Source organism: Acinetobacter sp. NIOH-H-8, assembly GCF_046635365.1.
Taxonomy (GTDB): domain Bacteria; phylum Pseudomonadota; class Gammaproteobacteria; order Pseudomonadales; family Moraxellaceae; genus Acinetobacter.
The window spans coordinates 51,414-78,131 of the sequence record NZ_JBHDVN010000004.1; the positions used below are offsets into that span (position 1 = coordinate 51,414).

General features: G+C 38.7%; 11 protein-coding genes. All 11 read left to right on the forward strand.

Annotation, left to right across the window (positions count from 1 at the left end; genetic code table 11):
* Positions 1-62 precede the first annotated feature (62 nt).
* The 11 genes from ACEWB7_RS03315 to ACEWB7_RS03365 all read left to right on the forward strand — a co-directional run bounded on the left by ACEWB7_RS03315 (position 63) and on the right by ACEWB7_RS03365 (position 26,716).
* A complete protein-coding gene (locus ACEWB7_RS03315; protein ID WP_099143554.1) occupies positions 63-4,496 on the forward strand; it encodes a hypothetical protein in 4,434 nt (1,477 codons plus the stop codon).
* A gap of 2 nt (positions 4,497-4,498) precedes the next feature.
* Positions 4,499-5,392: a hypothetical protein gene (locus ACEWB7_RS03320; protein WP_125272079.1), complete on the forward strand. Its 894-nt coding sequence runs from the start codon at positions 4,499-4,501 to the stop codon at positions 5,390-5,392.
* Between the two features lie 68 nt (positions 5,393-5,460).
* On the forward strand, positions 5,461-5,889 hold the full coding sequence (locus ACEWB7_RS03325; RefSeq protein ID WP_005028693.1) for a hypothetical protein: 429 nt from the start codon (positions 5,461-5,463) through the stop codon (positions 5,887-5,889).
* Between the two features lie 9 nt (positions 5,890-5,898).
* Entirely contained in the window at positions 5,899-6,699 is an 801-nt protein-coding gene (locus ACEWB7_RS03330) for a hypothetical protein (RefSeq protein WP_024160804.1), read from the forward strand.
* Positions 6,700-6,928: 229 nt separating this feature from the next.
* Positions 6,929-7,687, forward strand: a complete 759-nt coding sequence (locus tag ACEWB7_RS03335) for a hypothetical protein (RefSeq protein WP_240904284.1) — start codon at positions 6,929-6,931, stop codon at positions 7,685-7,687.
* A 12-nt stretch (positions 7,688-7,699) separates the two neighbouring features.
* On the forward strand, positions 7,700-8,536 hold the full coding sequence (locus ACEWB7_RS03340; RefSeq protein WP_099143557.1) for a hypothetical protein: 837 nt from the start codon (positions 7,700-7,702) through the stop codon (positions 8,534-8,536).
* Positions 8,537-8,541: 5 nt separating this feature from the next.
* Positions 8,542-9,732 (forward strand): hypothetical protein, encoded by a 1,191-nt coding sequence (locus tag ACEWB7_RS03345; protein WP_005028684.1) that lies wholly within the window; start codon positions 8,542-8,544, stop codon positions 9,730-9,732.
* A gap of 12 nt (positions 9,733-9,744) precedes the next feature.
* Positions 9,745-10,986, forward strand: a complete 1,242-nt coding sequence (locus ACEWB7_RS03350) for a hypothetical protein (RefSeq protein WP_005028681.1) — start codon at positions 9,745-9,747, stop codon at positions 10,984-10,986.
* Positions 10,987-11,194: 208 nt separating this feature from the next.
* Entirely contained in the window at positions 11,195-18,481 is a 7,287-nt protein-coding gene (locus ACEWB7_RS03355) for an LPD1 domain-containing protein (RefSeq protein ID WP_044431655.1), read from the forward strand.
* A gap of 83 nt (positions 18,482-18,564) precedes the next feature.
* The gene (locus tag ACEWB7_RS03360) at positions 18,565-19,224 is read left to right on the forward strand and encodes a hypothetical protein (RefSeq protein ID WP_005028677.1); all 660 of its coding nucleotides are present in this window, start codon (positions 18,565-18,567) and stop codon (positions 19,222-19,224) included.
* 265 nt (positions 19,225-19,489) lie between these two features.
* Entirely contained in the window at positions 19,490-26,716 is a 7,227-nt protein-coding gene (locus ACEWB7_RS03365; protein WP_227504984.1) for an LPD1 domain-containing protein, read from the forward strand.
* Positions 26,717-26,718: the final 2 nt, after the last annotated feature.

Consider the following 26,718-nt stretch of genomic DNA (forward strand, 5'->3'; position numbering starts at 1 on the left):
TTGATACAGATTCTAAAAAGGACTCTTAAAACCAGGAAGGCCACCTGTCATAAGGATCAAATATGGACCAAAGCCCTAAACAAGATAATTTTGACGAGCAAACACTTGATCAACTGCAAGACGGCCAATCATTAACTTTCAATGAGGGCCTGGAACAGTGGGATGATTTAAGTTTGGACGGCGTGGAATTTCAATCCATCCAGCCTACGCCACAACAAAACAATGTTGCACAAGATCAATCGCAACAATACCAGTCTGAACCATATCCCAATGATCCCCTATCTGAACCTCCATTAATGGAAGAACCGCCAGTCATGCAAGATGATGGGTATCAAAATAATCAGTATGATCAGTATGAACAATATGATCAGCCTATGGGCGGTAACTCTGTACCTCCTGGGCACCCAGATTATGATTACGCTCCCCCTCTTGAAGATACTCGGTTGAACGATGATGAACCGATGTTTTTTGACGAAGGTGATTATGAGCGTAGTAGTTACCCGAATTACGAGAATGAACGGTCCATCATTCCTGAAAACACGTTTGATCTTTCCGCTGTCACTGTCAATGATTTAGCTGAACTTGATCCTGTTCTGATTGGTAAAGTATTTGATGCACTTGAGCAAAGAGATCCAGCCAGTCAATTAGAATTCTTTGCAGACATCGGGCTTGATCTGCAGAATGATGATGATCTTAAGTTTATTGCGGATCTGAATAAAATCCAGACTAAAAACGCACTGGACCAAGGATTAGGCAATATTGCTGAAAATAACAGTTCATTGCCAGTTGAAGACCGTGTATATACAACTGCAGACTCTAAATTATTCCTATCAGACAATGATCCTGATTTCCTCCTTTCCAAAGAAGAGAATCCATTTGAAGCCGTTCAAGTGGCTGAAAAAACCCTCTTTAACTTTGAGACAAAATCTTTTGTCACTCAGCCCTACTATGGTTTAAGCCTGAAGGGTGCAACTAAAGAAAATGCCCTCAACTTCCTGAGTAATCGTCAATTCGCGATTGAAGGCTTGATTAACCAAAACCAAGTCGTGCGTGAAGCAAAGCAGCAGATCTACAACGAAGTTACGGGTGCACCGAATACCTATTTTTCAGGTGAATTAACCGATAAAAACCAAATTAACGCATTGATGCGCCAAGTGCGTGACTTTTGCTTAATTCGTGGGATTGAAGCTGAAGAACTTGGCTTAGTGCCAAAAACTATCGTCATGGATCAATGGCGTGTGAATAGCGACCATACAGCTGCTCGACTTGAACAACTTGAGATTCACTATCTTGAATTCAATACGGACACGTTAACCAAGGAAGTAATTCAGTTATTAGAAACCCGTGAACATAGCGACCAGTTGCAAGCTGCTCTACTTTTGAAAGAACATAAAGAAAATCAGAAGACTAAAGAGACAGTAAAGGAAGATGTTGAATCAGCTGATCCGAATGCACCAAAAGGTACACCAAAGAGCACATTAAACATTGCTGGTGGTCCACAAGACAAAGCAAGTTTGGCTGCAAGTAGCGTTGCCTCTAAAAGCTTTAAGGATATGCGAAATGAGGAAGGTAACGAACGTCCTCCTTTAGCGCGTGAAAATAGCCACGGCCATCCACGCACGGTCGCTGATGAACTCGCTGCGCTCAGTGCAAAAATGATTGCAGTCATGATTGAACTGGTTAAGAAAACAATCAAGTTGATCATTGCAGCGATTATGGCCATGTTCAACAAGAACAAAAGCCTTGATAACCTGAAAAATATTTGGGATAAACCAATCAATCCTGATGTTACCGTTAAAAGTAACCATCCAGACGCACAACAACCCGAACAGCTTGCCAATACAGCCGATAAATCAAAATTGACTGAACCTGGTAAGAATGCCGATATTTTAAAACCGATCTCAAAAGAGCAAATGTTGCCTCTTTTAAACGATCCATATACCACTCAACTGAATAAAGACCGTGACGGCGTTACCTTAGAAGAATTCGATCTAAATGTCGCTAAAGTCTATGCCATTGACGGTGAACAATACATCGTGATTGATGTAGTCGGTAAGGATTCTGTCGAAGGTGTTGAATCCTCTACCCCATTTATCAAACTGGTTAAGGAAGCAGATTTACCGCCTCAAGTGGAAGGTAGCGATGCACCTACCCCGATTACGCCGTTCTATTTAGAAACGATTGAAGACAAAGTAACGTTTCTCTCAATTGAAGAACTGCACGAAGGCATTAAGTCTGAAAAGATCCATGAGTTTGAAGGTCGCTTTTTTGAACCCATTTGTTCTCAGTATTTAGAACAAGCACGTATGTTCCTTGGTGCCGAATATCCATTAGGGCAAGATCCAGAACAAATGACTGAAGAAGCCAAAGCTTCATACAAAGATCAGTTTATTCAACGTGCCTATCAATCAGGTCAAATGATTTCGGATCAAGTAAAGAAAGCCAAATCTAAACTTTCAAACCTTTTGGGTAAGTTTAAAGGCAATACTGCAGAACAGTCGGCAACTCAATCAGCACCGCAAAGCCAAGACCAAAACAATGACGGTAAACCAATGAACCCTTATGACAGTATTTATGTTGATCATGATTCTGACTTAGAAGCATTCTTTAAAGACCGTCACAACAATGTTTCTAATGCTGAAATTGAACAGTTTGTCGGTATGGTTTATGAAGATGAAACAACCCAAACCAATATGGTTGTTTTGGATATAGCTTCCGATAATCTGGATAAACGTGCGATCGTTGTGCCTCTTTCGGTGATTGAAGATCTCGAAAATATCACTGAAAAAGATGTGCTTTATCTTAAAGACATCGTGAATGAATCCTCTACCGTTCCACTGTATGAGCTGGAGTCTGTCGAGCCGATAGACGAGTTAAATGCGCTTGGTAAATTTTCAAGCGAATACTTAGACAAGCTCAAAGCCGATACCATCAACAATACTGCAGAACAGACTAATACTTACGCCAGATCTGCCGAACGTGAACTTGAACTTTCAAAAATGATTTTGGAAGGCAAGCTCAGTGTTGTAGGTGCTATGGTGAAAACGGATTACGGTCAATTCGTGGTACTGACTTCAGATTCGGAAGGTCATAAATCAATTGCACCCGAATACAACGCCGTGGCCATTACCAACCTTGATCGTCAAATTACCACGGAAGATATTATTAATGCCGGTATTACAACGATACCGCGTAAAGATATTTTAGAGTGGAATACTGTCACGGCGCTCAATGAAGAATCTGCCAATCAGGTGACTTATTTAGATCCTGAAGTTTACCAAGCAGTAAGTAATGCAATTCATCAAAATCGCGAAAAAGAATTGATTCAAACCTTGAGTACGTTACAACCCTCTGCAGCACTCAATAGCATCGGTTCAAAAATCATTACGCAAGATGGCAATACATATATTGGTCTATGCGCCAAAGATGATGGCAAATCAGGCGAGTACTACGCCGTAAAAGCTCCAGATAATCAACTCTCCCCGATTGGTGCAAGCTATATCAATGATGTTGGTGTTGAAGTCATTAGCCGTAGCCAAATTGCTGAATTTCAGAATGCGGAAAATAATCAGCAACAACTAATCAGCCATGATGTGTTTGTTACATTGCTAAATGCAGTCAATAACAGCAATGAACAAGAAGTACTTCACCTCTTCTCTAACTTGGACCAGGTGAAACAACAAATTAAAGATTCGTTATTCAGCGAAAAGGAAAGTGAAAAAGTGATTGAACAAAATCAATTTATTGAACAACTGAAAAACAATAACCTTGTGAAAGCCGATCACATTAACGCGCTTAATCAAATTGCTGATCAGATTCAAAATACGCAACTGAAAAATGTTGTTAAAGGTATGGCCTCAACCGTTGTTGCGCCTGAAAACTCTCAAAACGAGATGTATGTTCAAAGCTTTCTACATCTCAACCAACGCCTAGACACGTTACAACAAGATTTAAAGCTTCAAGCAGCATCAAATCTTATGAATGCTGAATATAAGCAACTTTTTGAATGTATGGATGATCATCTAGTACTACCTACTGCGTATGGTGATGCCAAGTTTGTAAACCTTAATAGTGTTGAGCCTCGTATTGTTGAATTTAGAAACTCGGCTGAAACAGGTCAAATCTTTGACAGCTTCAACGCCGTGATTGCTGAAACAGGAAACGTGGAAATTGCGCTTCAGCACTTAAAGCAAGAGATCTTAACCGATCACTATATCGCTGCGATTCATGAAGATGTGAAGTTACACCGTCTAGAACAGCAAGACATGGACAAAATCAAAGAAGTGAATCAGATCCTTGAGGCTGATTTTGATAAAACTGGCCTACGCTTAGAAGCGCTCCAAGATGGTTTGAATCTCAATACTAAAAACTACTTAGACCAAGTAAAGCTTGAGAAAAATACGACATCTCAATTTTTGAGTGACCTTGATAAGCATATAGATTTAGAAGTCGCACGTAGAAACGATCATGACAATGATCAAACATTGGGGCGTTAATCATGGATCTCTATAAAAACGTAACTGGCGACATCGATGCGATGATTACTTTTGATAAAATCTTAGGTGGTTTTGGTCAAAATACAGTGAATACCACGCGTGAGCGTGTTCAAACCAACTCTAAGCATGAAAAGGTAGAGCGTGAGATTGAAGGTGCCAGTCCGTACCTTAAAAGCGATTATGAGCTATTTGTCGAGCATCACAATATGTTGATGCAAGAGTATCGGGCAACTCAGCTACATTTACGCAACATCTTAGAAAAGAAAAATGAGGTTAAAAGCATTCAAAAGCTTGCGGATCTCTGCGAACGGCACCAGTGCTCCAACATCGCTCAATTATTCGTTGAGAAAAATGAAGATGAATATGTATTGCAATGCTTTCAAGACTTTCAGCAAGACTTAGAAAACAATAATGCTCTCCGAAAAGACTTTAATCACTTTTCAGACTCGTTTGAAGCCTACCGATACAATATGGAGATCTGTAATAAGCTTTCTGGTATCGATCAGCCGTTTACCCTTGAACGTCCGAATGACAGACAGTTGAATTTCGTTATCCATAGTCATGAAAATATCAATAAAACATTGTTGGACTATCAGGCGAAGATCATTGAGCAACAAACAACTGTAGACCAGCTCAAGCAAGATGCTTCCTATACTGCCCTATTTCCGATCGCAACCAATGATAAGAACATGTTCTCAATTGCAGCGACCGAAGTTTATGTAGAACAGTCACCAAAATATCAAGACTATCTTAAGGTCATTAAAAATGAGCTTAAGAACATAAACGAAACGGGTAAAAATACGTTTAGTCAGCATTACAAAGATACTATTACGCAAAGCAATCTTGAAAACGTTAAAACTAAAGAAAGCGCTTCAACTTATAGCAATGGGTTTTAATTAATTTTAAATAAAAACATTTAGGGTGTTTTAAGATAGAATCTAAATACCCTTTAATGGAGTTAAACATGATTCAAACTAAAATCACTGAACCGACAAGAACGCCGTTTAATCCTCATGGTTTTGCAGATGCAACGCCTTTACATGCGTTTTACTTGGAATTATTAGAAAAGGGATTAATCCATAAAGCTCTTGAAGAAGGTAATTTGGAATTTGAAAACCAAAACTTGTTCATGACGATCGATTGGGAATCAATAGACGTTCAAATGGATGCTTATACGTTTGATGTGAAATTAGATATTGTATGTGGCGTCATACTTGATGAACAAAAAGTCACGAATAGCATTCAAGTGTTTATTAATGAGCAAACTTTGTTTATAGCTTCAGCTAAAACCTTTAACCCTAAATCTGGTCTAACGCAAAGTCTTAACTTTGATATTCCTTTACGTGTTTTAAGTCAAATGGGCTATTACGCCCTACCTCTCAAAGAGGACTAAATCGTGGGAATGAGCATAGAAAGCCAAAACATAGCATTGTCTCAAGAGCCTACAACCTTTGTACCAGAAGCTTTTGTACACTCTATTAACTACTTTTGTCAGACCTTAGAGAACACTTTTCATTTTGATAAGCGTTCACTCAATTTCTTTGAACCAGGTACACCAAAAGAATACGGCTTGTATCTTACTGAACAGCATTGCCTTGTTTTTTTGAATGCTTGCAGTAGTGGCTATCTTGGCGAAACACGCAAAGTTACCAGCTTCACCGCTTTTGTGCTTTTAAATCAAAAAAATAATGAATCTGAAATGCTCGACATCACGTTAAACGATCCAAAACGTGTAGAGGAACATTTCAAAACTGCGTCTAAAGATCAGATCAATATTTACTTAAAGAACGTGCATGAATTAAGTAATTTTCTGAAAAATAAGTACTCGGATTCAGGTTTTTTAAAAGATATTGTGACTGAGGAAGGTTTTTCTAAAACCCTAAAGCCATCGGTTTTACAGGAATGCTTAAAAGAGGAAGTAGAGCTAATTAATACTTTAATGTGTTTGGTTAGTACTCAGTTTATATATATTACGACAGCTATTATTTTTAAGCGTCCTATTTTAAAAGAATTCATAAAACTATGTTTAACCAATGAGAAGTATATACTACAATATGGTGAAGAATGGTATTATGATTCTATATATAAGTTCGCTAAAAGGATATATGAGTTAAAACACCTTATAGCTACCTTATATTTAAGTAGTGAAGCTGTAGTAAAAGATGTTGTAGTGCTTTGCGAACTTGCTTCTAAAAAACATTAATCATAACTCTTTTAAAGGGCTAGATATGCGTAACAATCACAAGAAAGCTAAAAGGCTACAACAAGTTCGGGGCAAGACTTTAAGGACTAACCCTAATCTACAAAATGTTAAGCCAGTTTTTAAAACTAAAAGTGCTTTAAGCATTTTTGTTGCTACCGTTATTGGGTGTTCAAGTGCTATTGCAGTTCAACAAAGTTCCGTTGCTTCTGTTACCAGTAATACTCAAAACATGGGTAACTTAAACATCGCAACATCATCGACCATTGCAAGTAGCTCTGGTGGTGATACGCCTTTGTCGAATTCAAATAGCGGATATTATTCGTCTACCAGTTCTAATTCGTCATTCAACTCTACTGCTGCTGAAAACAACTTCATGGCGGTTAAAAAAGGTGAACAAGCAGCTGCTCAAAACATTCAAACCAATATTGAATCATGTGCAACTGATGGGATCGGTAAAGTCGTTAAAGACAACTTAGATCTACAAATGACGGTTTGGGGTCGTCCAATCGATATTAACAAAATGTTCAGTCCAGCTAGTCAAGGTGGCTGTTTTGCTGACATCGGTAAAATCATTGACCTTTCTGTGACTATTCCATCACTTGATACAATCATCAATGCAGCGCAACAAATGGTTGTCGATTACGCGACTAAAAAAGCGTGTGACGCAATGAAAACTGCAAGTACTGAACTTGTTGGCCCATTGAATGATGTTATAGGTGAAATCAACAAAGCTGGTCAATATACTGATGTATCGGGTGCGCTTGGTACTGCTGTGAATGGTCAACTTGGTAAACTTGATCCTGGTCTAGTTATGCCTAGCGGTGCTTTTGAGGGTGGAGATACTTATACAATCAATGGTAGTAGCTCGACTAGTCCAGTTTCTTATTCAACTGATCAAAAAGCCAGTACTAGCACACCGTCTAACGCAAAAACTTCAAGTTCAGAATCTACTTCTGTCACCCAATCAATTAAAGACTTTTTCTCTTAAGTTGGGGGTGGTATGAAAAATAGAAATAATCTGCGTAAAAGAAGAATTACTGTTAATCAGTTTTCACCTGTTAAAGCAATTGCGGTGGGTACTTTAACGGTTGGTCTATTATCCGTACCACTTTTTACCAATGCTTTTAGTCTTGGCACTATCCTTTCTGAGCTTGCAATACAAGCTCAGCAATTGATGGTACGTTCTGCTGTGCGTGTATCTACTCAACAAACAGCGGTCAGTGCAAATCAAATTGTTGATAACCAAACGCGTGATTCAGAAATGATCGTTGCTGGTATTCAAAGTGTCGATAAAAATATTGAGATCAAAAAAGCGATTTTAAATTCTGGTACGAATGCTGCCCTCCCTGATTCAGCTTTTTGTACGGCTCTTGAAGAACGTGAACAAACCGATCTCAATAGAAACTTAAAAGACTTTAACGTTTCTAAATACATGCAAGATGTTTCAGGGAAACTTTTCTCAAATTCAACAGATGAAGCAACCTCACCATATGCGTTTCACTTGGCGACCTCGTGTGGCGTAGAAGAAGCAAAAATAGGTGTCTGTAATTTGATTCCAAATGGTCTGCAGTATGGCGACATTGATACTGCTTTTGTTTTTTCTCGTTCTCGACTTTCTGAACAGCAAGCGACTGTTGCATTGAACTACTCGTCAATTGCATCTAACAACGTTGTTCCAGTCGGATTGATGGAATGCTCTTCATCAACTTGCGTTGATTTTCAAAATAAATACATGGCTGGAAGTACTCTTTCATCACTGGCTAACTATTCGGTGGCTAATAATGTGATGCAACGCACTACACCAAACTCCAATGCTTCAGCCAAATTCTTTGAGTAATGACTATGAGAAAGCGTAAAAATACTTTAAGACAGCCTAAAGGAAAATCAAAGTTTGTACCTGTCATTTTAGGTGCAACTTTGGTGATTAGTAGTCCTGTTTTTGCTGAATGGGCTACGGTTGGTTTGGGTACGATTATGAGCGAGATGTCTTCTCAGATTCCTAAGCATGCAAGCAACCAAGCAAATGATATTCAACAAGTATCTCAAAGTACCCGTAGAAAGTTAGATGATTCGACTGAAAACATCGTTGCAGCGCTTAAAGTTGCGGTGAAGCAAAAGGCGCAAGCTGCTAACCAAATTACCGATGCGACAACTAAAAACACCCAAACTATTGCCTCTGGTATTCAAGCGCTTTTACAGTCAGATACCATGAAAAAAGCACAATTTGCTTATGGCGCCAATACTGGTCAAGGCTTTAAGTCTTGTGAGGTTTTGGCTGAAAATACAAATATGTCGAGTGCATCTGGTCAAGTGATTGATCAAGCAGCTGATATGGCGACTCAAACTTCTCAAGTCGGCGGTAAATTAGTTGGCTCTCAACAGGAAGTGATTAATCAACGCCTAAACGTGCATAAAGCTGAATTCTGTACGGTTGCTGAAGCACAAGCTGGTCAATGTACGTTGTCTAAATTACCGGGTGGCGATACCAATGCTTCCCTACTGTTTAAGTCTGTTGCACCTGGTTCAAAAGAAGCTCTTGCAAGACATTACGTGCGTGAAAACATTTTAGGTACACCAGATAAATCATTGTCTAATGCAACGGCACGTACTCCAGCTGGTCGAGATTATTTGCAAGCAACAAACCAAAAAACAGCTTTACTTGCTATGCCAGCGTATAGCTTGGCGGTTATTGACGCGCAAAATACAAAATCATTCAAAGATATTGACGGCAAAATGGTGTCTGCCAACGATTTGATCGACCAAACAATCGCACGTTACTACGGTGGTCCTGAAGCTAAAAAATGGCAAATGGCGATGGCGATGCAAGATCCACGCGGTCTACTTAAAGAAGCCAATATCATTAACGGTGTTTCTGTTTATTTAGATCTTCAAACTTACAAGCAAAGTTTGCGTGAAGAAGGTTTATTGTCTGCATTACTTTTAGCGAAATCTCAGCCGATAAAAGATGATGTGAAAACGAAATACGGCCAGTCAGTGAAAGTTAAGCTTTCACAAACTATGCCTCAATTTTAAGGAGACTAAATAATGCGTACTCCGAAAAGAACATCACGTAAAGTTATGAAAGCGCCACAAGCGCACGGCTCTCGTTCAAAAATTAGTGCACTCGGTTTAACCCTCGCCATTATTAGCGGTTCTGCATCTGCTTATTACTGTGCTTCCGTGGGCAACCCGATGGCAGTAAATACCTTGAATATGCTTATTCAACAGGCTGATGCGGTGGAAAGCGCTGCGTTACGTGCGTTGGACACAAACTTATCTTTGGGCATTAAAAAGCAACAAGATGATGTGACGGCAGCGATTAAGATCCTGACGAAACAAGAGGCTGTATCTGCTCAAGGTATTTCAGATAACGCACATAAAAACGCACAAAGTCTTGTAACGGCGTACCAAGCTGTTAAACAAAGTGAGCAAATGAAAAAAGCTCAATTTGAGTTTGGTGCACATGGCCAAGCATTTAAAGCGTGTGAAGTTTTAGGCGATCGTGAACAAGCTCAACAAGACAATAAATCTGCTGATAGTTCAATTTTAAATAAAGTTGGCTCTGAAGTGGTTGCTGCGCCTGGTGTCTACATGAACCCTCACAAAGCACAAGAAGCTATGTTACAAGCTCATAATGAGTTTTGTACCACTTCTCAGGCTGCGTCTGGACTATGTGGTGCTGCTGGTGAAAATGCTGGTCTAAGTTTACAAGCTTCAACTTTATTCACGACTGCAGCGCCAGACACGGCGATGGCTCGTGCTCAAAATGCATTGATCAACAACATGGTTGGTCTACCTGATGCTCCAATTGACGGTAGAATTGCGAAAACATCTGCTGGTCAAGATTATGTGATGGCTAAACTGGCGAAAGATGCTTTAACTTCTCCAGCAATTACCTCTTTGAAAGCAATTCAAGCGCAATACTCCCCTGTTGCTGGTGGTGGTACCAATAGTCATGATTCAAGTACCAAACTTGCACCGATGCAACACTTGGAAAAAAGTGTCTCTCGTTATTTAGGTTCAGGGCAAGATTACAAAGACTTTGCTAAATCACAAGCGATTAAAGATGAACGTGGTTTGATGGTCGATGGTTTAATTCAAAGTACTGAACGCTTGAACTTGCAATACCAACAATACAAGTCAAATGAACGTAAAGAAGCGGTATTGGCTGCGCTAGTTTCTGCTGAAAGCAAATTAACTGACGGCTCAATTGAAGTGACTGATCGTTCTAAGTCTACGGGTAACATTCGTAGGATTGCACTTTCACAAGCAATGGCAAGTAAATAGCCTGATTTTTTCATTATCAGGCTGATAATGAAAAAAACTTAAAAAAAAGGGATGGTTTTAAGCCATCCCTTTCTTTGTTTAAAACCCTTTTAGATAGTTTCTTTATATAAATTCTCTTATAATCTTTAGTATATACCGTTCAAAAGTAACCGATGGTGCTTTGATATTTTAATTAAAAGATGCTTATACATATTGCCATGGAGTTTATATGTCAACTAAAAAGAAATGGTTGGATCTGAGTAGCTTTGGCGCTCAACTTGTAGTAACCCCTAAAACTGATTTAAGAAACCAAGCAGCCATTATTAAGATTAAAGATGTTGAGCTTTTAGAGAAAAAGTTGAACACATCCTTAAACAGCTTCTTAACAGGTTTAAAACAGACTGGAAAGTTTGTTTATATCACCAATGAGCAAAATAACGACCTTAGTTTTATGTATAAGAGTTCGCAAGATAGTCTCTCTCTTGCTGACATAAAATCTGTTTTTCCTTACGACTCTAAAAATGACCTCATTGAAATGGATATGTCAGATATATATCTGCAAAACCCAATGAGTAGTGCTGAAAAAAACCAGTGGCAATCCCTATTTGAACTCAATAATCAAAAGTCCGTTGTGCTTTACCAAGCAAAACAGCAAAAACCGTTTGCCCCAAATACAACCATTATGGGTGCGGTTAAACAATTCAATAAAGCAGATTTAGGCTGGAATAAGCTACCGACATTACTGCAGTCCGTAGATCCATTGCCGTTGGCTGATTTAGACAATTACGGGTACCAAGCAGATAAAACACTGACTCGTTATTATGTTGATAAAGAAGCAGCGCTAAATGCTGGACTCATAGAAGATACGATAGAGCCTATTGAACTAAGCAAACAGCTAGTGATTTCGGTTAATTCAGGCGGTGAAGTACTTGCCCTAAAAGATATTACGCAAATCCCTGAGCTGACCAATTATAAAATATCTTCACATCCAGCATGGCCAGCGTATAACAGCTTACCGAAGCAATTTATTGATATTCGAGAGCTGAATAAGGGGCTGAATACGAGCATTGATCCAATTGTGAATGCGCTCAGATCGGATGATCATGCCGTTAATCACCAAGGATTGATCAAGCTTCAAACCTTAGTCACGAAAATCAATGACTGTTTGTATTCATACGAAGAAAACAGCATTCCGTCAGCATTGGCACCATTTGGTATAGAAACAACTGCGTTACAGCTGGTGGACAATGATTGGAAAGTTTGGGAATACAACAACCAAACTTTAGATGTAGAAGAATTCGACCTTGCCGATAAGATTAAGGACCTGATTCAAAGCGTTCAAAATAATATTAATAATTTAAGAACATTTGATCCCTACTCTATTGGTGATAGCAGTTTTGATCGTGAATTAATTTCTGAAAGTTTGGATGACATCGGTACAAGTTTAGAAAGCTTGGATCTCAATCAAATTAAGCAAACCATACCGCCTGAACCTAAGGTTCCAGTAAAACGTTTGTTCAATCGAATTGATCACTTTTTTAGACACACCAAGTTTAAGCCGAACATTCCAGAACCAGTCATTAAGGACTCTTTGACTAAACTCGCTTTAATGCGAAAAATTAAGCAAGAATACCTACAAAAAATTGCAAAGCTCAAAGAAGAACGTCAAGCCATTGTTGAAGCGAAAGCAACACATACCATCAGTGAGCGTATTGAAAAAGCGGTTGCGATTCAAGTCGCTGTTGCTACTGAAAATGCGTATGTTTTGGATCAGCAAGCCTATGACGATCAAGCTTATGAAATGGAATTGGCATTAAGTCAGTTAAACATTGCTTCTACGCGTCTGAACAATCTTTATGATAGTTTTTTTGATTCAGTGATAGACCGTGAAGAATACGGCACGGATCTTGATAACTTCCTACAAAGCGTTGTCACCGATGATGAATTGCAAGATGAAATGCAACGTCTATTGGATGAAGCGAACGAGTTTGAAGCTACTCACACCTCAAATGACATTGACATTTATCATTTCAACGTTGATCTAGGTGAAGAACCGAACGGGCTTTGGAATGAAGCTGTTAACCAGTTTGATGTGGTTCATTATTATGATGAACAAGATCAAGAGTTATCTGCAGTCGAAAAGTTTGAATATTCTATTTTGGGATATTCACCATCTCAAGAATCTGCAATGCCAGATTTTAACGATATGGTGTTCTCGAATGCTGTATCAGTGCTGGATAACAGTATTGAGGACATGATTGCGACCAGTGCTGAAAATGTAGGTAAAAACTACTTTTCATTTCATCAGCAAATGCCTCGTATTCTTCAACAACTGCATAGTATTAATAGCCAATTTACGGCGCTTGGTGATGGTGATGCCCATAGCATTGCATCACAATATTTATCAGATGAAAGCTTAGAGCGATTCTATAACCTGTTAGAACAGGACGGTAACTACAAGGGTTTTAATAAGCGCATCGATGTGGCTCATGTGCTTTCTGAGCTGAGTAGCAATATTGGCAACAATCCTGACTCCCCTATCCTTAACCGATTACCTGATATTAGGTCGCAACTCAATCATGCGATAAATGAAGAATTACGTGTACGCACGAATCCTGGTAATGCACTGGCCAACGCGATTGTTTTTGCTGCGACCAATGAAGTTTTGTCTTTAAAAGAAACACTCGAAAAAGATGAAATCTATGTGGTAGACAGCTTTCAAAACTATCTGCCTAAGGTGATACATAAAGACCACTTCAACTCAAATACACAAGAACAGCTTTTTGCCTTAAATAAAAAGGTCGCGGTAAGTATGGCGTATAAGCGCTATCTACAAGACTTTTATCAAAATGCCGTGGGTGAAGAGTCTAAATCTGAGGCGGTTATTGCCATTATTAATAATGAGCACAAGCATATTTTGACGGCACTAGGTTATCTAACACCGACCTACAATGAAGTCACGGCACCAAAAGACTCGAAAATTGAAAATGTCGTCACGTTGACTGAAGAAGCGGTAAAAACCTACCTAGCTGAAGGTAACGCTTTGATGGTTGAGCCTGAAGTTAGCGCACGTTCTTTGGCGGTGTATAGCAGTACGATAGCATCTGATCAGAACTTCATTCGCTTACTACCGATGGATCTAGGTCAAAAGGTTAGTTCATTACAAAAGCAAAAAACCATTATGATTAATGGTGCTTCTTCGTTTGAACATATCCTGAGCTCTAATCCGATCAGCGAAAACAAGCTGACCTATGATGACCTTAAGAATGTAATTCTTAATCGTATTTTGACCAAGGAAGCGGTACCGAAATATGAAAAAGGCTTAAAGCTTGATATTGAAGTTAAGAATGTCTATGAGCATGCATCAAGTTTCTTGCCACTTGAAAAGACCGATGTTAACAGTGAAAATGACTTTGGCAATCTCTTTAAACATGGGCTTGTGCTTGAAGCATTACAATCGACTCCAGACTCACTCAAGAATGGATTTAACCTCAACCGTGATTTAATCAATTCTGCCCTACTGCAGTCATTTGAAAATCGTTCTATTGAAGAATGGACGGCACTAAAAAATAAATCCCTCGAGACAAAAACGGGATCTCTTTTAAGCATTATCACCAATCCTGAACGCATTAAAGAGTTTGAGTTTCCTGAGATAAATATTTATCTCACGGTTTCACCAGCTGATGAACAAAAGCACGGTGCGATTAACTTATATTTCAGCGGTGAACAGATTCCGTCTACCGATCGCTTAATCGTTAAATCAAGTCTGAATGACTTAGCTGCAGACGATAAGGCGCTGTTTAAAGCTTTGACGCTTAGCAATGATTCAGTTTTAAGTACGCAAGAGCAAATGCAGTACTTGATCGACTCATTAGAAAAACGCTATCAGATCTTCCAGTCGATCGAAAACCTACACCTTAAAGAAAAGGTATTGTTTAACCCTGAGTTGGACGATTACAAGGCATTAACTTTACGTGATGCCGATAATCAATACATCGATCCAACGGCGAAACAAGATCTAATCGATTTTGTGAAAAGCAATGATGTGATGACCAATGTTGATTTGATGAACGTCTTTACCGACTACATCAATCAAAAAGAAATGGATCAAGCGTTTGAAAACGGCTCCAAAATTATTGTGGCCAATGACGGTGCTGATTTAGTGATTTCTGTCATTGATAAAGACACACCAGTTTTACAGCATGATCAATTACGGGTTTTTGATAATGTTGAGCAGTTTGCTAAATTCAACGAGCGTGGTGGATTGTTTAAAGACTTCCAGTTAAACGGGATAAAAGCGCATCTTGTGGACCAAGTATTAAATGATCTTGGGTTACGTGAAAACATACTGCAGACAATCAAGGTGCCATTATCACCAAGTTTTGAAAATATTGATGTTAAAGGCCTTAATGAGATTGTGGCTGTTAATATTTCAACATTGGTCAATAAAATTGATTTTGCCTTTGGTGAAAAGCTACTTGAATCTAAAGACCGGTTCGATCTCGCGATTAAAGTTGCCGATGATCAAGCTCCGTTAAAACTGGCCATTGTGAATAATGCCGAACATCAGCAATTTGTTGATCAAGGCTATAAAATTCTTCCTACGCCAAAGCACCCGAACTCTAAGAACTTCTTAATTACTGATTTTGCAAAATCATTCAAAAAAGCAGAATTATTTAAGTCTCGCGATCAAGTATATAAACCTGAACATATGGTTCAAAGCGCACCTGTTGTAGAAGTTGCCCAAGAACCATTGGTTGAAGAACCGACCGTAACTGAGCCTGAAGTTCAAAAGCCTACTGAACCAGAAGTACAGGAAACAACGGTAGAAGTTGTAGAGCCGACTGAGCCAGTTGCTCCAGAACAAACATCACTGTTTGAGTCTGAGGGTAAGCCTGAAGCTGAAGCACCAAAAGAGCCAAAAACAACCAAACCGAAAGCCACTGAGCCACGTTCTGAAGTTGGACTTATTGAAGATACGGGTATGAAAATGCCTGGTGCGAAAAAGGATCTGTATGGTCCACGTTTATCGCTCAGTCAGATTCAAGATATGTCGCTTTTGCAAGTCAAAAACCTAATTACGCGTGACAAAATTTGGAAAAAGGAATCGGTTTTACAAGCAAAAGAAGCTGGTCGAGATATTTACATTCACTTGCTGACTGACGCTGTACGTAAGATGACGAATGATCAGCCACGTTATCCGCTTGAAAATGCCACTGAAGAACAGTTTAAAAAAGTAGGTGCTGGATACTATGACGCTGTTTTAAGTATGCGTGATGCATTAATGGAAGCAAAAACAGTTCGTGAATTTATTCCTAATGCATGTGATTTATACGTTCGTTTGAATGAAGACAAAGATCTGTTCACGGCGTTTAAATCATTAGATCGGTCATTATTTTCATTGGTAGAAAGCTATGCTGAATATGCTGCCACTGACATGATTATTAGTTCTGAATTGGCGAAAACCGATAGTAGTGAAGCACGTAAAACGCTCACTGAAGCACTTCATCATTTAAGGAAAGAGTTACCGCCAGTTAAAGGCACCTACTCTATCTATAAAAAAATACGTAGTGCGATTGATGCCAAACCGTTCCAAGACAAAGTAAAAGCGACTGTTACTTTTAGAAGTGGCAACATTATAGATTCGAGTACGCTATTTAGCAGATCTGATGCTGGTCTATCTGAACAGGTCATGGATCTGTTAACTGCTAAAAAAACCAAAGACGCAACTGCAGAGAATGATGATACTCAAGAAGTCTCGTTATCTGAAAAGAATGTATCGCACATTGTAGATGACACGGCGAGTACCTTAGATGCCCTATTCAAAGAGTATGCTAAGCCTCGTACTATGCGTAAGGCATTCAAGCTCAGTGATGTGGTTGTGACGGAAAACATTGCTTCACGTAATGGCCAAGATGTTACAGCACATACCTTGCAAGCGACCTTTGGATTTAAAGCCGTAGAGTTTGGCGAGTACTTGAACCAGAGCGATCGTCAAATCGCATTAAATAACGCATATGACGGTTGTTTCGCTCTTGCTAAGGCACTTGATATAGATCCGAAATTTGTTGGCTTTAACGGTATGTTGGGTGTTGCTTTTGGTTCGCGTGGACGTTCCGCTGCGATGGCACATTACGAGCCATCTAACCGTGTGATTAACTTAACCAAGAATTCAGGTTTTGGCTCGTTTGGTCATGAATTTTTCCATGCCTATGACCATCTCATTTTTAGTGCGATGACACGCAATCAACCAAAAATGATGATGGAAAACGTACAGCCTTATCTAACTCGTTTTGCAGAATTGAATAACATTAAGTCTGAGAAGTATGCCAACATTAACCAAGATTTGTTGCAAGCTGCAGCCAAAGTAAATCAAGCGATGTATTACTTGCCAATGAAAAAGGATGACTCGATAGAAGTACTTCGCACGAATCTTGAGAATCAAGTCAAGTTTTATGAAACCAGCATCAAAACGATTTTGGATAAAACATTGGTAGATCAACCTGACATTGTTGATTTGTTTACGCCAGATAGAGACAGCATAAAAGAGAAAATTAATACGTTTATTGCGGAACGTGGCAAGTTGCATACTGAACTATCTTCATTGATTAACTTCGCTAATCGTCATGAAGATCCTGAACTTTTCCAAAAGGACGCCATACAACATAGACGTTATATGCACGTTGCCCAAGGCTTGCATAAGTTCTTGTCTGAAAATGAGTATCCAATCCCACGGACTGAGCTCAACAAATATATCTCGCAATCTCGTTCTGAAATTGATCATGATCGTGTCTTTGCAGCGCAAGTACTTGGTGCAGCGAACAGTACAGTCTTTAGATCAGTTGTATTCCGTGATTATCGACAAATGTTGCGTAGTCAGTTTGCGATATGTGCACTCGACTTCATCAAAGAAAACAGCCCTAAACCATTGTCAGATGAACACTTAAAGTTAATTTCTTTAAGCTTACAGACGAACGATCGCTTAACATCAACTAATCAATCTCAGCTAAAAACTGATTTCTACAAAAATGCGATGGTATTAGAGGGCTTAACAAGTGCTAAGAAGCCGTATTGGACGACCGCACATGAAATGTTTGCCCGTAGTGGTGAGCAGTACTTACAAGTGACCTTAGCAGAAATGAACTTGCGTAATGATTGGCTTGTTTACCCATGTCCTGAAGGTGGTTCATCTTCTGTAACTCAACCGCATGGTATAGAAAAAGATGCAATCATGAAGGAGATTCGCGAATTTACGGTGAAAGGCCTGGACTATATTCAGGAAAATATTGCTGAACTGCGTTTTGCTGATCATCAGCAGTATGTCAGAAATGCAATGCACTTCTTCCAACCGGGTACAGATCAACATGAGAACCTAGTTAAATGGAATGAAGTCATTAATGAGATGTCACAAGCTGAATACGATGAATATTGGACTAAGCTCATGACCAACATTGAAGTACAAGCAGATCCAGAATTAAGCAAACAAAAGAATAGCGATCCTGAATTGGCACTATAAGCAATTTTGAGATCTTGGATGCTATCCCCTGTGGGTGGCATCTTTTTTTTATTTAAATCTTATAAATGGAATCAGGGGGCACTATGGCAATAGCAATTCCAAAGCAATTTGCTGGTTTTGGTCTAGCAGTTGCAATTATATCTGTGGCTAATCATTTCGGATTGGTCGATCTCTTTGCTCAAAGTGCTACACGGGCAATATCGAAACAAGCTCAATCAGTAGAGTCAGCCAATCCAGGCCAACCGAATGAACCTGAAAACGGTCTACAAATGGCAAAAGACTATGCTGAACATCAAAAAATGGTAGCCAATAGTGCAGCCATGCCATTTAAAAAAGAAGTGATTAATGTTTCCAGTATGGAAAACACACAACATTTTGGTCCTGTTTCAATGGAATCTCAAAATGTTGATACTGTGTTTATCATTCGAGATAAGGCCACTAAAAGGTTACGAGCCGTTGTTCAGGTACCCAAAAAGCAAACTGTCAATATATCTCTTCCAATTGGTCAATACACCATTCAATATGCCCAAAACAATTATATTAAGGATGCTCCATGGCAAGGATTAAATAAGTTTTGGGGATACGGCACTACCTTTTTAGAAAGTAACCTTGAGCATAATGTTACCTTGGTCCAATATCCGAATAATAGTGGCTACTTTATTCGTGGTACTGGAATTATTGTAGGTGTAGAAGATGGCACCCAACCAGACGAACTCGCTAAAAACGAATTTGTTAAAATGTAACCATCAGCTTTAAGCAAGATGTCACCTATACGGTGGCATTTTTATTTATAAAAAAAGAAAGAATAGTGCACGGTTTTAGATGGTTTTATTAAAAATGATAGGTATTTAAACAGTGCTATTTACTCGGTATATACTATTTTAAAGAATAACGCCTAAACCCTCCCTCAAAGTTAATTTTTTAGTTTAATATAAGCACATATAAGTACTCGTAAGAGTCGTTTTAAAGTCTTGGATCATGCTATGTGACCAAGTAGGAGACTATAAAGTGAATGAAGTTAAATGGCCTAATTTAACTGGTCTTGGTGCGCGTCTTGTAGTATCGCCAGCCAACAATTTTCGCCCAAAAACGGCGATGCTTGTTGTTAATGAATTTGAGCAATTCAAAAAATCTATTGAACAAAACAGTTCTAAGCAATTTGAACAAGTGTTAATGGATGCCCATTTTTATGAAGTGCAAAATGATGATGGTATTCATGCGTACTACTATAAGAACCCGGCAAAGTCTGGTATCGATCTAAACGATCTTCAGAAGGTCTTTCCAGCGTTTACCAACGATATGAAAGTACCGACTAAGCAAGAAGATATTTATCTCACCAATCTACCGTTTAAGAAGAACATTCCGAACTGGAAAAGTTACTTCGCATCAGCGACCGAACGCCTTTCTGCTTTCCCTGAAGTGTATGTCAGTAAGCTAAACAATGGATCTAATATCCTTGATACGCTGAAAACCAGTCTTCAGGAATCGAACAAATCCTACTTGGCTCAATTTCAGTCTTCAAAAATTCCTTTTAATCGTCTTCAAGATTATGGCTATGAAAATATCTTCTCTAAAGTCTATCTAGATGAAGAATCGGCGATGGCCAGTGGCGAAAGTCTAGATAATCTAGCCAAAATTAAGTTGTCTCCATTTGCAGTACCCGTCAATTACGAAAAAGATGGTTCGTTACTGATTATTGATGACTTGCGCCATATTCCTGAAATCTTTGCTCATGATCCGTATGAAGCATTGGGGTTAAATGACAATATTAACCTGGTGCATTTTGCTCATGAATACGAGTCCACTTTTAATCAGCTGATTGAGCATGGCCGTGGCAACAGAATGTTTAACATGAGCTTTAAAGATGTTGATGCTTATGTACAAAAATTAGCTTCTGATCTTGTTGTGATAGACCGTGTGTTTAATCAACAGCAATTGCCGTATCCAAAGCTATTAGAATCAGCTAAACAAGGTATTCCAGCTTTTTATAAAGATGAACACGGCACATGGATGGCGTCTAAACAAGGTATTGAAACACGCCTTGTAGATAAGATGGTGTATGACGCTGCCATGCTTCGCCATGATGTCTTACAACAAATGGTACGCCAGATGCCAACAGGTAAAGTTTTCTTTGCCGATCTGAGCCAAGAGTTCTCTGAATTCTCTGTAAACATCGTTCCTAAGTTTAATGCGCTCTATGATCACCAATCTGCTGAAATCAAACAGCGTAAACTAGAAGAACAACTCAATGAATCAAATGTTAACGAGATCTTGAATGACCTTGATGTTAATTTTGAGGCAACTGAGAAGGCATCTATTACTGAGTCTGATCTACTCAACATTGCAAATGACCTCCCTACTCCAGAAATTGATGATGTTGCCGTACTTAAAGAGCTCTTAAAGTTTCCTGAAGAATTATTGGATGCAAGAGGCAATGACAAGGTGCGTGATTTCGCGCCGTCTATGCTTGAAATTAGACAGATCTTGGATGTCTATGTCATTCCTAAGGCTACTGAACAAGCTCAACAAATTGAGAAGCAATATAGTGATTATCTAAATCAGAAATATGCTGAAATTCAAGATGTCGTGCGCTCAGCTACACAAACAAAAAACTTCAGCGTAGATGATATTCAAGCGATCTCTGACGAAATCGACACACACAATGTTGAGATCTCAAAACAGTACAATGAAGTTAAAAAAGTCTTATGGCAAAGTGAAACTTTGGTATCTGGCATTACGTCTGCAACAAATACCTTTTTGTTTAATAAAAACAGCTTCTACTACGCTAAAGATGAAAACGGCAAATTTGTAGGTTTTGAATCTGAAGTAGAAAGCAATCAACATAAAGCGGATCTGTTCAAATTACTATCTAAGCAATTCGACAATCAATTGGTTTCAATTAACACGCCTGAGCTTCAGGAATTTGTGAATAATGAAACTGCAGTTGATATGTTGATGTCACGCACGAACAATTATGTTGAGCAAAATATCAATGATTTTGTTGCTGGTGATTTTTCTGCGCCTTTAGAGCTAGAGCAAGATGTACAGCGTTTAGAGTTAAGCGATCTGTGCACGGCTGATCTTGCTAATAACGATAAATTAGCTTCAGCGTATTTTGAAGAGTTTACTCGGCTTCTTGATGAATCAAACTTTGATGAAGCATTTTTAAAACAATCTCTATCACAAACTAAAAGTGCGTCATTCTTAAAGAACGGTGTAAATGAGATTTTATTCCGTAATTTATTGGTGCCAAATGCAAGTGAAAACTTCAATCGTAAGACTAAATCTGATTCTGTTCCTGAGGATATTCTTGCTAAAACTTCATCACATACAGATGGGTTTAGTCTGGACCGTCAGTTCAATCGCTTTGTTGAAGTTCAAAGCTTCCAAAAGGCATTAACAGCCAAATATCCGCAACAAGACTGGTCATTTATCACAAAGGATGACCGTGGCGAAAACATCAAGTCGATTGCTGAAGATATGCAGTCTGACATGGAAGAAGACCGTAAAGATGCAAAGGATCTGTTGTCGAGTATCGAACGTCAGTTTTATTCTAAAAATTCGACCTTATTTGTCTCGAACATGGATCTCGCTGCAGATGAAATCTATGTTCAGATTAAACCAACGGGTGACATTGACGATTTAAAAGTTAAAACCGTTAAATCAAATGAATTTGATGAAAACAAACATTTTTCATTGTCTACCGATGGCTACAAAGCAACAAATCAAGCGTATGCGAACATTGCCAAGTATTTTGTTGAAAAAACCCTATATCTAGAAGATGGCGATTATGACAAGGCACAAAAACTAGCTGCCTTAGTGATTGCTGGTGAAGATAAAGAGCTCAAACAAGAAACTAAGAAAGTCTTTGGTGTAGAGCTGACTGCAGATGACTTGAAGCAAGTCCAAAGCATGCAGTTAGAAGATGGTAAGCTCCAGTTAAACAAAACTGCCCTACCGAACCACAACTACAACAACATTCAGCTATTCAACTATCTGAACCTGATTGATATTAATCAGCGTACAGTTTTTGGCAAATTTGATGTTGAAGTACAAAAAGAATTTGAGGTGATTAAGGATCTTCTCAAACCTAATGTAGCTTTTCAGAATAACGTTAAATATTTTTCTCTAACAGCTGAAGAAGAGAACGTACAGTTCAATAGTGAATCTGAATACTTTAACACTCAGCTAGAAAATGCTGTAAAGCACTATGAAGATCACCACGGCGCAATCAAGATCCCTGATCATGATTTGTTTATAACTGTGTTTCAAAAGAATGATCTTCAGTATATACGCCTCTACAATCATAAAGACAAAAATGCGCCGTTTATTGGGCATTCAGTTTCCCTAGATGCCAATATACATAAGGCTACTGGCTTTAATGATAGAGATGCGGTTAAAACGTCTGCGAATGCTTTGTTTAAGTTATCGACTTCACGCAACAGCATGACGTTTATGCCTCCAGCTAAGTTCACTTTTGAAAAATATTACGAGTCAGATCTCAACTTCTTCAAAGCTAAAGATAGTCAGCAAACTTTAATCAATAAAGTGTTTACGTCTTTACCAAACAAGATGTTCCAGTACATTTCTGATCATCCATCTAATTTCAACTCTAAATTAGATTTCATCAGCAATCTTAATTCTGCAACATACGAAAAGTTTGAGGATCTTAGCTACGATAAAAAACCGAATGAAGTCACTGAGCTTCTGAGCAACATCTCTCCAGCGTACACCTATGTTATCGCTCATGTAGATGGCCAGACAGCAATCATGCCTAAAAACTTAACCAAAGTTTTTGATGTTCAGGCATTTGAAGAAGTTCATCCGTTTGATTTGGTGAACTCTAAACTTCAGAAAAGTGATCTTAAAGAACTTTTTAGCAATGGTATCAATGGTGAACCTGATCCGTTCATTAATAAGCTCAAATTTAGTGTTGTATTAAACCGTGTAGGTAATCCAGAACTTGAGGATATTCAGCCTAGATTTATGTTAGAGCAGATCGCCGTGAATGAGGCGTTTGCAGAAAAATATAAAACCTTAACCGCTTTAAATGAAGTCAATGCCGTCATGCTTGAGCATGTCAAAGCATTACAAGATACGATTAAACAGGCTTATGCTGAGCATTTTGTAGGTTCCAACCCTAAAGTTCACCAATACAAGTTGCTAAACAAATCATCTCAACAAGATGAAACACCGCAATTGTTTATGGTTGATACGGACTATGAGCCTCAATTAACTGCCGTGCTTCTTCGTATACCGTCTCATGACTATCAGTATCAATTGATTACTGGTTTTGATGATGTAGACCAGTTTAGTCACGAAATCTTAAATGCTATCGAATCTAAGGTTAATTTCGGTACCACTTTAGAGCAATTAGCACTATCTAACTTGCCTGAAATTCAGATTAAACACAAAACTGACTTTGAGAATAAACAGTTAGCAAGTTTGCATTTCCAAACTTTGATTACGAATACGCTTGGTGCTCTATACGATCAAACCGCACACATAAAGCCGTATATCAAAACTGAAAATCACAAATTGTTTTTGGCCATCAAGCCATCGACCGACAATGAATATGCATCGGTTAAACTTTTTGGTGATAAGTCCGATATTCACGGTGATTACAAGTCTCTGTGCGTTTTTCCTGTTAAAAGTATGCGCTCAGTTGAAGATGTCTTACAACTTCAAAACCGTGTGTTTACTGACTTCACGTTTATCGATCAATTGGTACCAAAAGACAAATATGTGCCTGTTGATGTAAAGGTAGAGCCAAGTGACTCCCCTGCTATGTACTTAGGTGATGTAGGTGCCAAGTTTGGCGGTGCACATAAAGATCGCTACGGTGAATACATTTCATTGGAATATATTTCAGCGACATCAGCCGATCAAACAGCTACGGACTATCGAAAAGCAAAAATCGTTGCAAATAAAGAATTCCAAGCTTGGTACACCAATACGCCACTCGGTATTGATGACAAAATATTCGTAAAGGCAATGTATGACTACTGCCCAACTAAACCGTTATTCTCTAAAAATGCGTTGATGCTTGATAGCCAACGAGCGACAGAATTACGTGCGTATGTGGCTGTTGTTTCTAACATCAGAAATTTGATGGTAGATACTCAAGAAGAGTTGATTCATGCGGTAAGAAACAATAAAAGCTTATCTGCTGAAAGTCTTGGTATGACTGATCGCCAACGTAAAGACTATATCGGGCTTTATAGTAAAGGTACCAAGAACAACTACAAAAACTACTTCGAATTGCTTAGCAATTTGAATGAGTACTACATTATGCCAGAACATACAGGCGGTATCAGTGTTCAGCTTGAGAAAATCATCGAAAAAACGATTGATAAAGAACTCAGTGAGATTCTATCAACAGGTAAGATCTTTGATTTTTACGGTAAGTCGAAAGTCACTAAAGATGTGAGCGATGCGATCAGCAACATGCAACGTACTGGCTTATATTCAACTGTGCTTGAACCATACGTTCTGAAAAGTGCGATTGAAAGTGGTTTAGTTAAAGCTGAATCTGCACCTATTTATGTTAAAGATCCTGTTGCACCAGTTATAGAAGCAACGACTGAAGCTGTGAATACACCTAAAGCACCACGTTTGCCGTCATTTACCAGTGAAGTGAAAAAACTTGAAAATGGCTTTGTGACTGAAAAAGTCCAATCAAGTATTTACGGATTGTTAAATTACTCTCGTACTGGTCCTGATCATCGCCAAGGTGCCGATGTGGATTCATTCAAGCTTAAAGATGACTTTTCTATCCGTGGTGTTGAAGTAGGCAATAAAGTTAGTCCTGTGGCTCAACAGTTGGTTAATGCCGTGTATGACTCATTGGCTGACTTAAAACAACTCATGGGCTTTAAATCAAACAATGGTTTATTGAACTTGGGTGTTGCTTTGGCTTCACGCGGAATTAAAGGATCTGCAGCGCATTTTGAACTGTCTAAGAACGTGGTTAACTTAACTCGTGATAGCGGATCTGGAAGTTTGGCTCATGAGTATGGCCATGCGCTAGATGCACACTTGGGAATGTTGGAAAAAGCGGAAGTATATAAAAATCACGCTCAAATGAATCGTTCTGTACTTCAGGACTATTATGAAGACATCCCTAATTTTGAGATACCAGGTGCACGACACTTCTTATCAAATATGTTGGATGCTGGATACTCCCCTGTTACTGAGTCCGGTCGTGCTTTTGAAAAGGTACATCGTGCGATGATGAATGAGCCAGTTCAGCCAATGAAAAATTACGGTCAAGTACTTCATGAGAATGCTGAGACTGCAATCAAGGCGTACCACACTGTTGCTGATTCAATGCATGATGAAGTGATTAAGAATAAAGAGAATTATCCTAATTCTACGCGCAAAACCTTAAACAGCTTCTTTGACTGGCACCAAAAGCACTATGAAGATCTCATTCGCCGTCAGTTTGAGAAAATTGAAGAGTACTTGAAGAAGTATGAGCGTGAATATAAAGCTGATACAAACCTATCTTTCTTCAGTACAGTTCAAGACAAGGTGGATGTCATTGTCTCTAAAATTAACACTGACATTAATGCTATAAGCTTTAAGTCGTTTGAGCGCTATCAGCAAAAACTTAATGATATGCGCCAGCCAGAACATCATTTACCTACAACCGGTTTGGAAGAAAAAATTACAGGTGTTGCGAACGCAGCGAATGTGGATTTAAAAACACTATCGCAAAACCTATCTGAATACTTGATAGAGTCATCTAAATACAAGTTCTATAACCTGGTAGAGAAGTACATGCCTGAGGGAGTTAAAAATCCTCATACTCAAATGCAAAACTTCTTTGATAAGTCGCAAGACGTTGAAGTTAACGTAGGTGATATTCGTTTTAGTGACAATCTATCGCGTTATAAAAAGGACTGTTTAAATATCGACAGTGCTGAAAATCGTGCAACGCCGTATTACGCGACCAGTACCGAAATGTTTGCTCGTTATTTTGAGACTTATTTGTACTCTAAAGTTTCAAATGAAAATGAAATGAAAAACTCATTTTTAATTGACGGCTACCCTACCGTACAACCTAAAGGTTTAGAGTTTGAGATCTGCAGAAACTTGACTGAACAATTAGTCGAAACTTGTGTGAATGAAATATTTGATCAAGATCTGCAAAACGAAAATACCCAAAAAATTATTGCTGAAGTTTCGATTGAAAAAGAAAATGAAGCTGACCAATTAAGACTTGAGATGTGAGA

What these genes read in the sequence shown, in the direction of transcription:
- ACEWB7_RS03355 (WP_044431655.1), top strand. Translation starts at nt 11,195, where the DNA reads ATGTCAACTAAAAAGAAATGGTTGGATCTGAGTAGCTTTGGCGCTCAA.
- ACEWB7_RS03320 (WP_125272079.1), top strand. Translation starts at nt 4,499, where the DNA reads ATGGATCTCTATAAAAACGTAACTGGCGACATCGATGCGATGATTACT.
- ACEWB7_RS03315 (WP_099143554.1), top strand. Translation starts at nt 63, where the DNA reads ATGGACCAAAGCCCTAAACAAGATAATTTTGACGAGCAAACACTTGAT.
- ACEWB7_RS03330 (WP_024160804.1), top strand. Translation starts at nt 5,899, where the DNA reads ATGAGCATAGAAAGCCAAAACATAGCATTGTCTCAAGAGCCTACAACC.
- ACEWB7_RS03325 (WP_005028693.1), top strand. Translation starts at nt 5,461, where the DNA reads ATGATTCAAACTAAAATCACTGAACCGACAAGAACGCCGTTTAATCCT.
- ACEWB7_RS03340 (WP_099143557.1), top strand. Translation starts at nt 7,700, where the DNA reads ATGAAAAATAGAAATAATCTGCGTAAAAGAAGAATTACTGTTAATCAG.
- ACEWB7_RS03350 (WP_005028681.1), top strand. Translation starts at nt 9,745, where the DNA reads ATGCGTACTCCGAAAAGAACATCACGTAAAGTTATGAAAGCGCCACAA.
- ACEWB7_RS03335 (WP_240904284.1), top strand. Translation starts at nt 6,929, where the DNA reads ATGGGTAACTTAAACATCGCAACATCATCGACCATTGCAAGTAGCTCT.
- ACEWB7_RS03360 (WP_005028677.1), top strand. Translation starts at nt 18,565, where the DNA reads ATGGCAATAGCAATTCCAAAGCAATTTGCTGGTTTTGGTCTAGCAGTT.
- ACEWB7_RS03345 (WP_005028684.1), top strand. Translation starts at nt 8,542, where the DNA reads ATGAGAAAGCGTAAAAATACTTTAAGACAGCCTAAAGGAAAATCAAAG.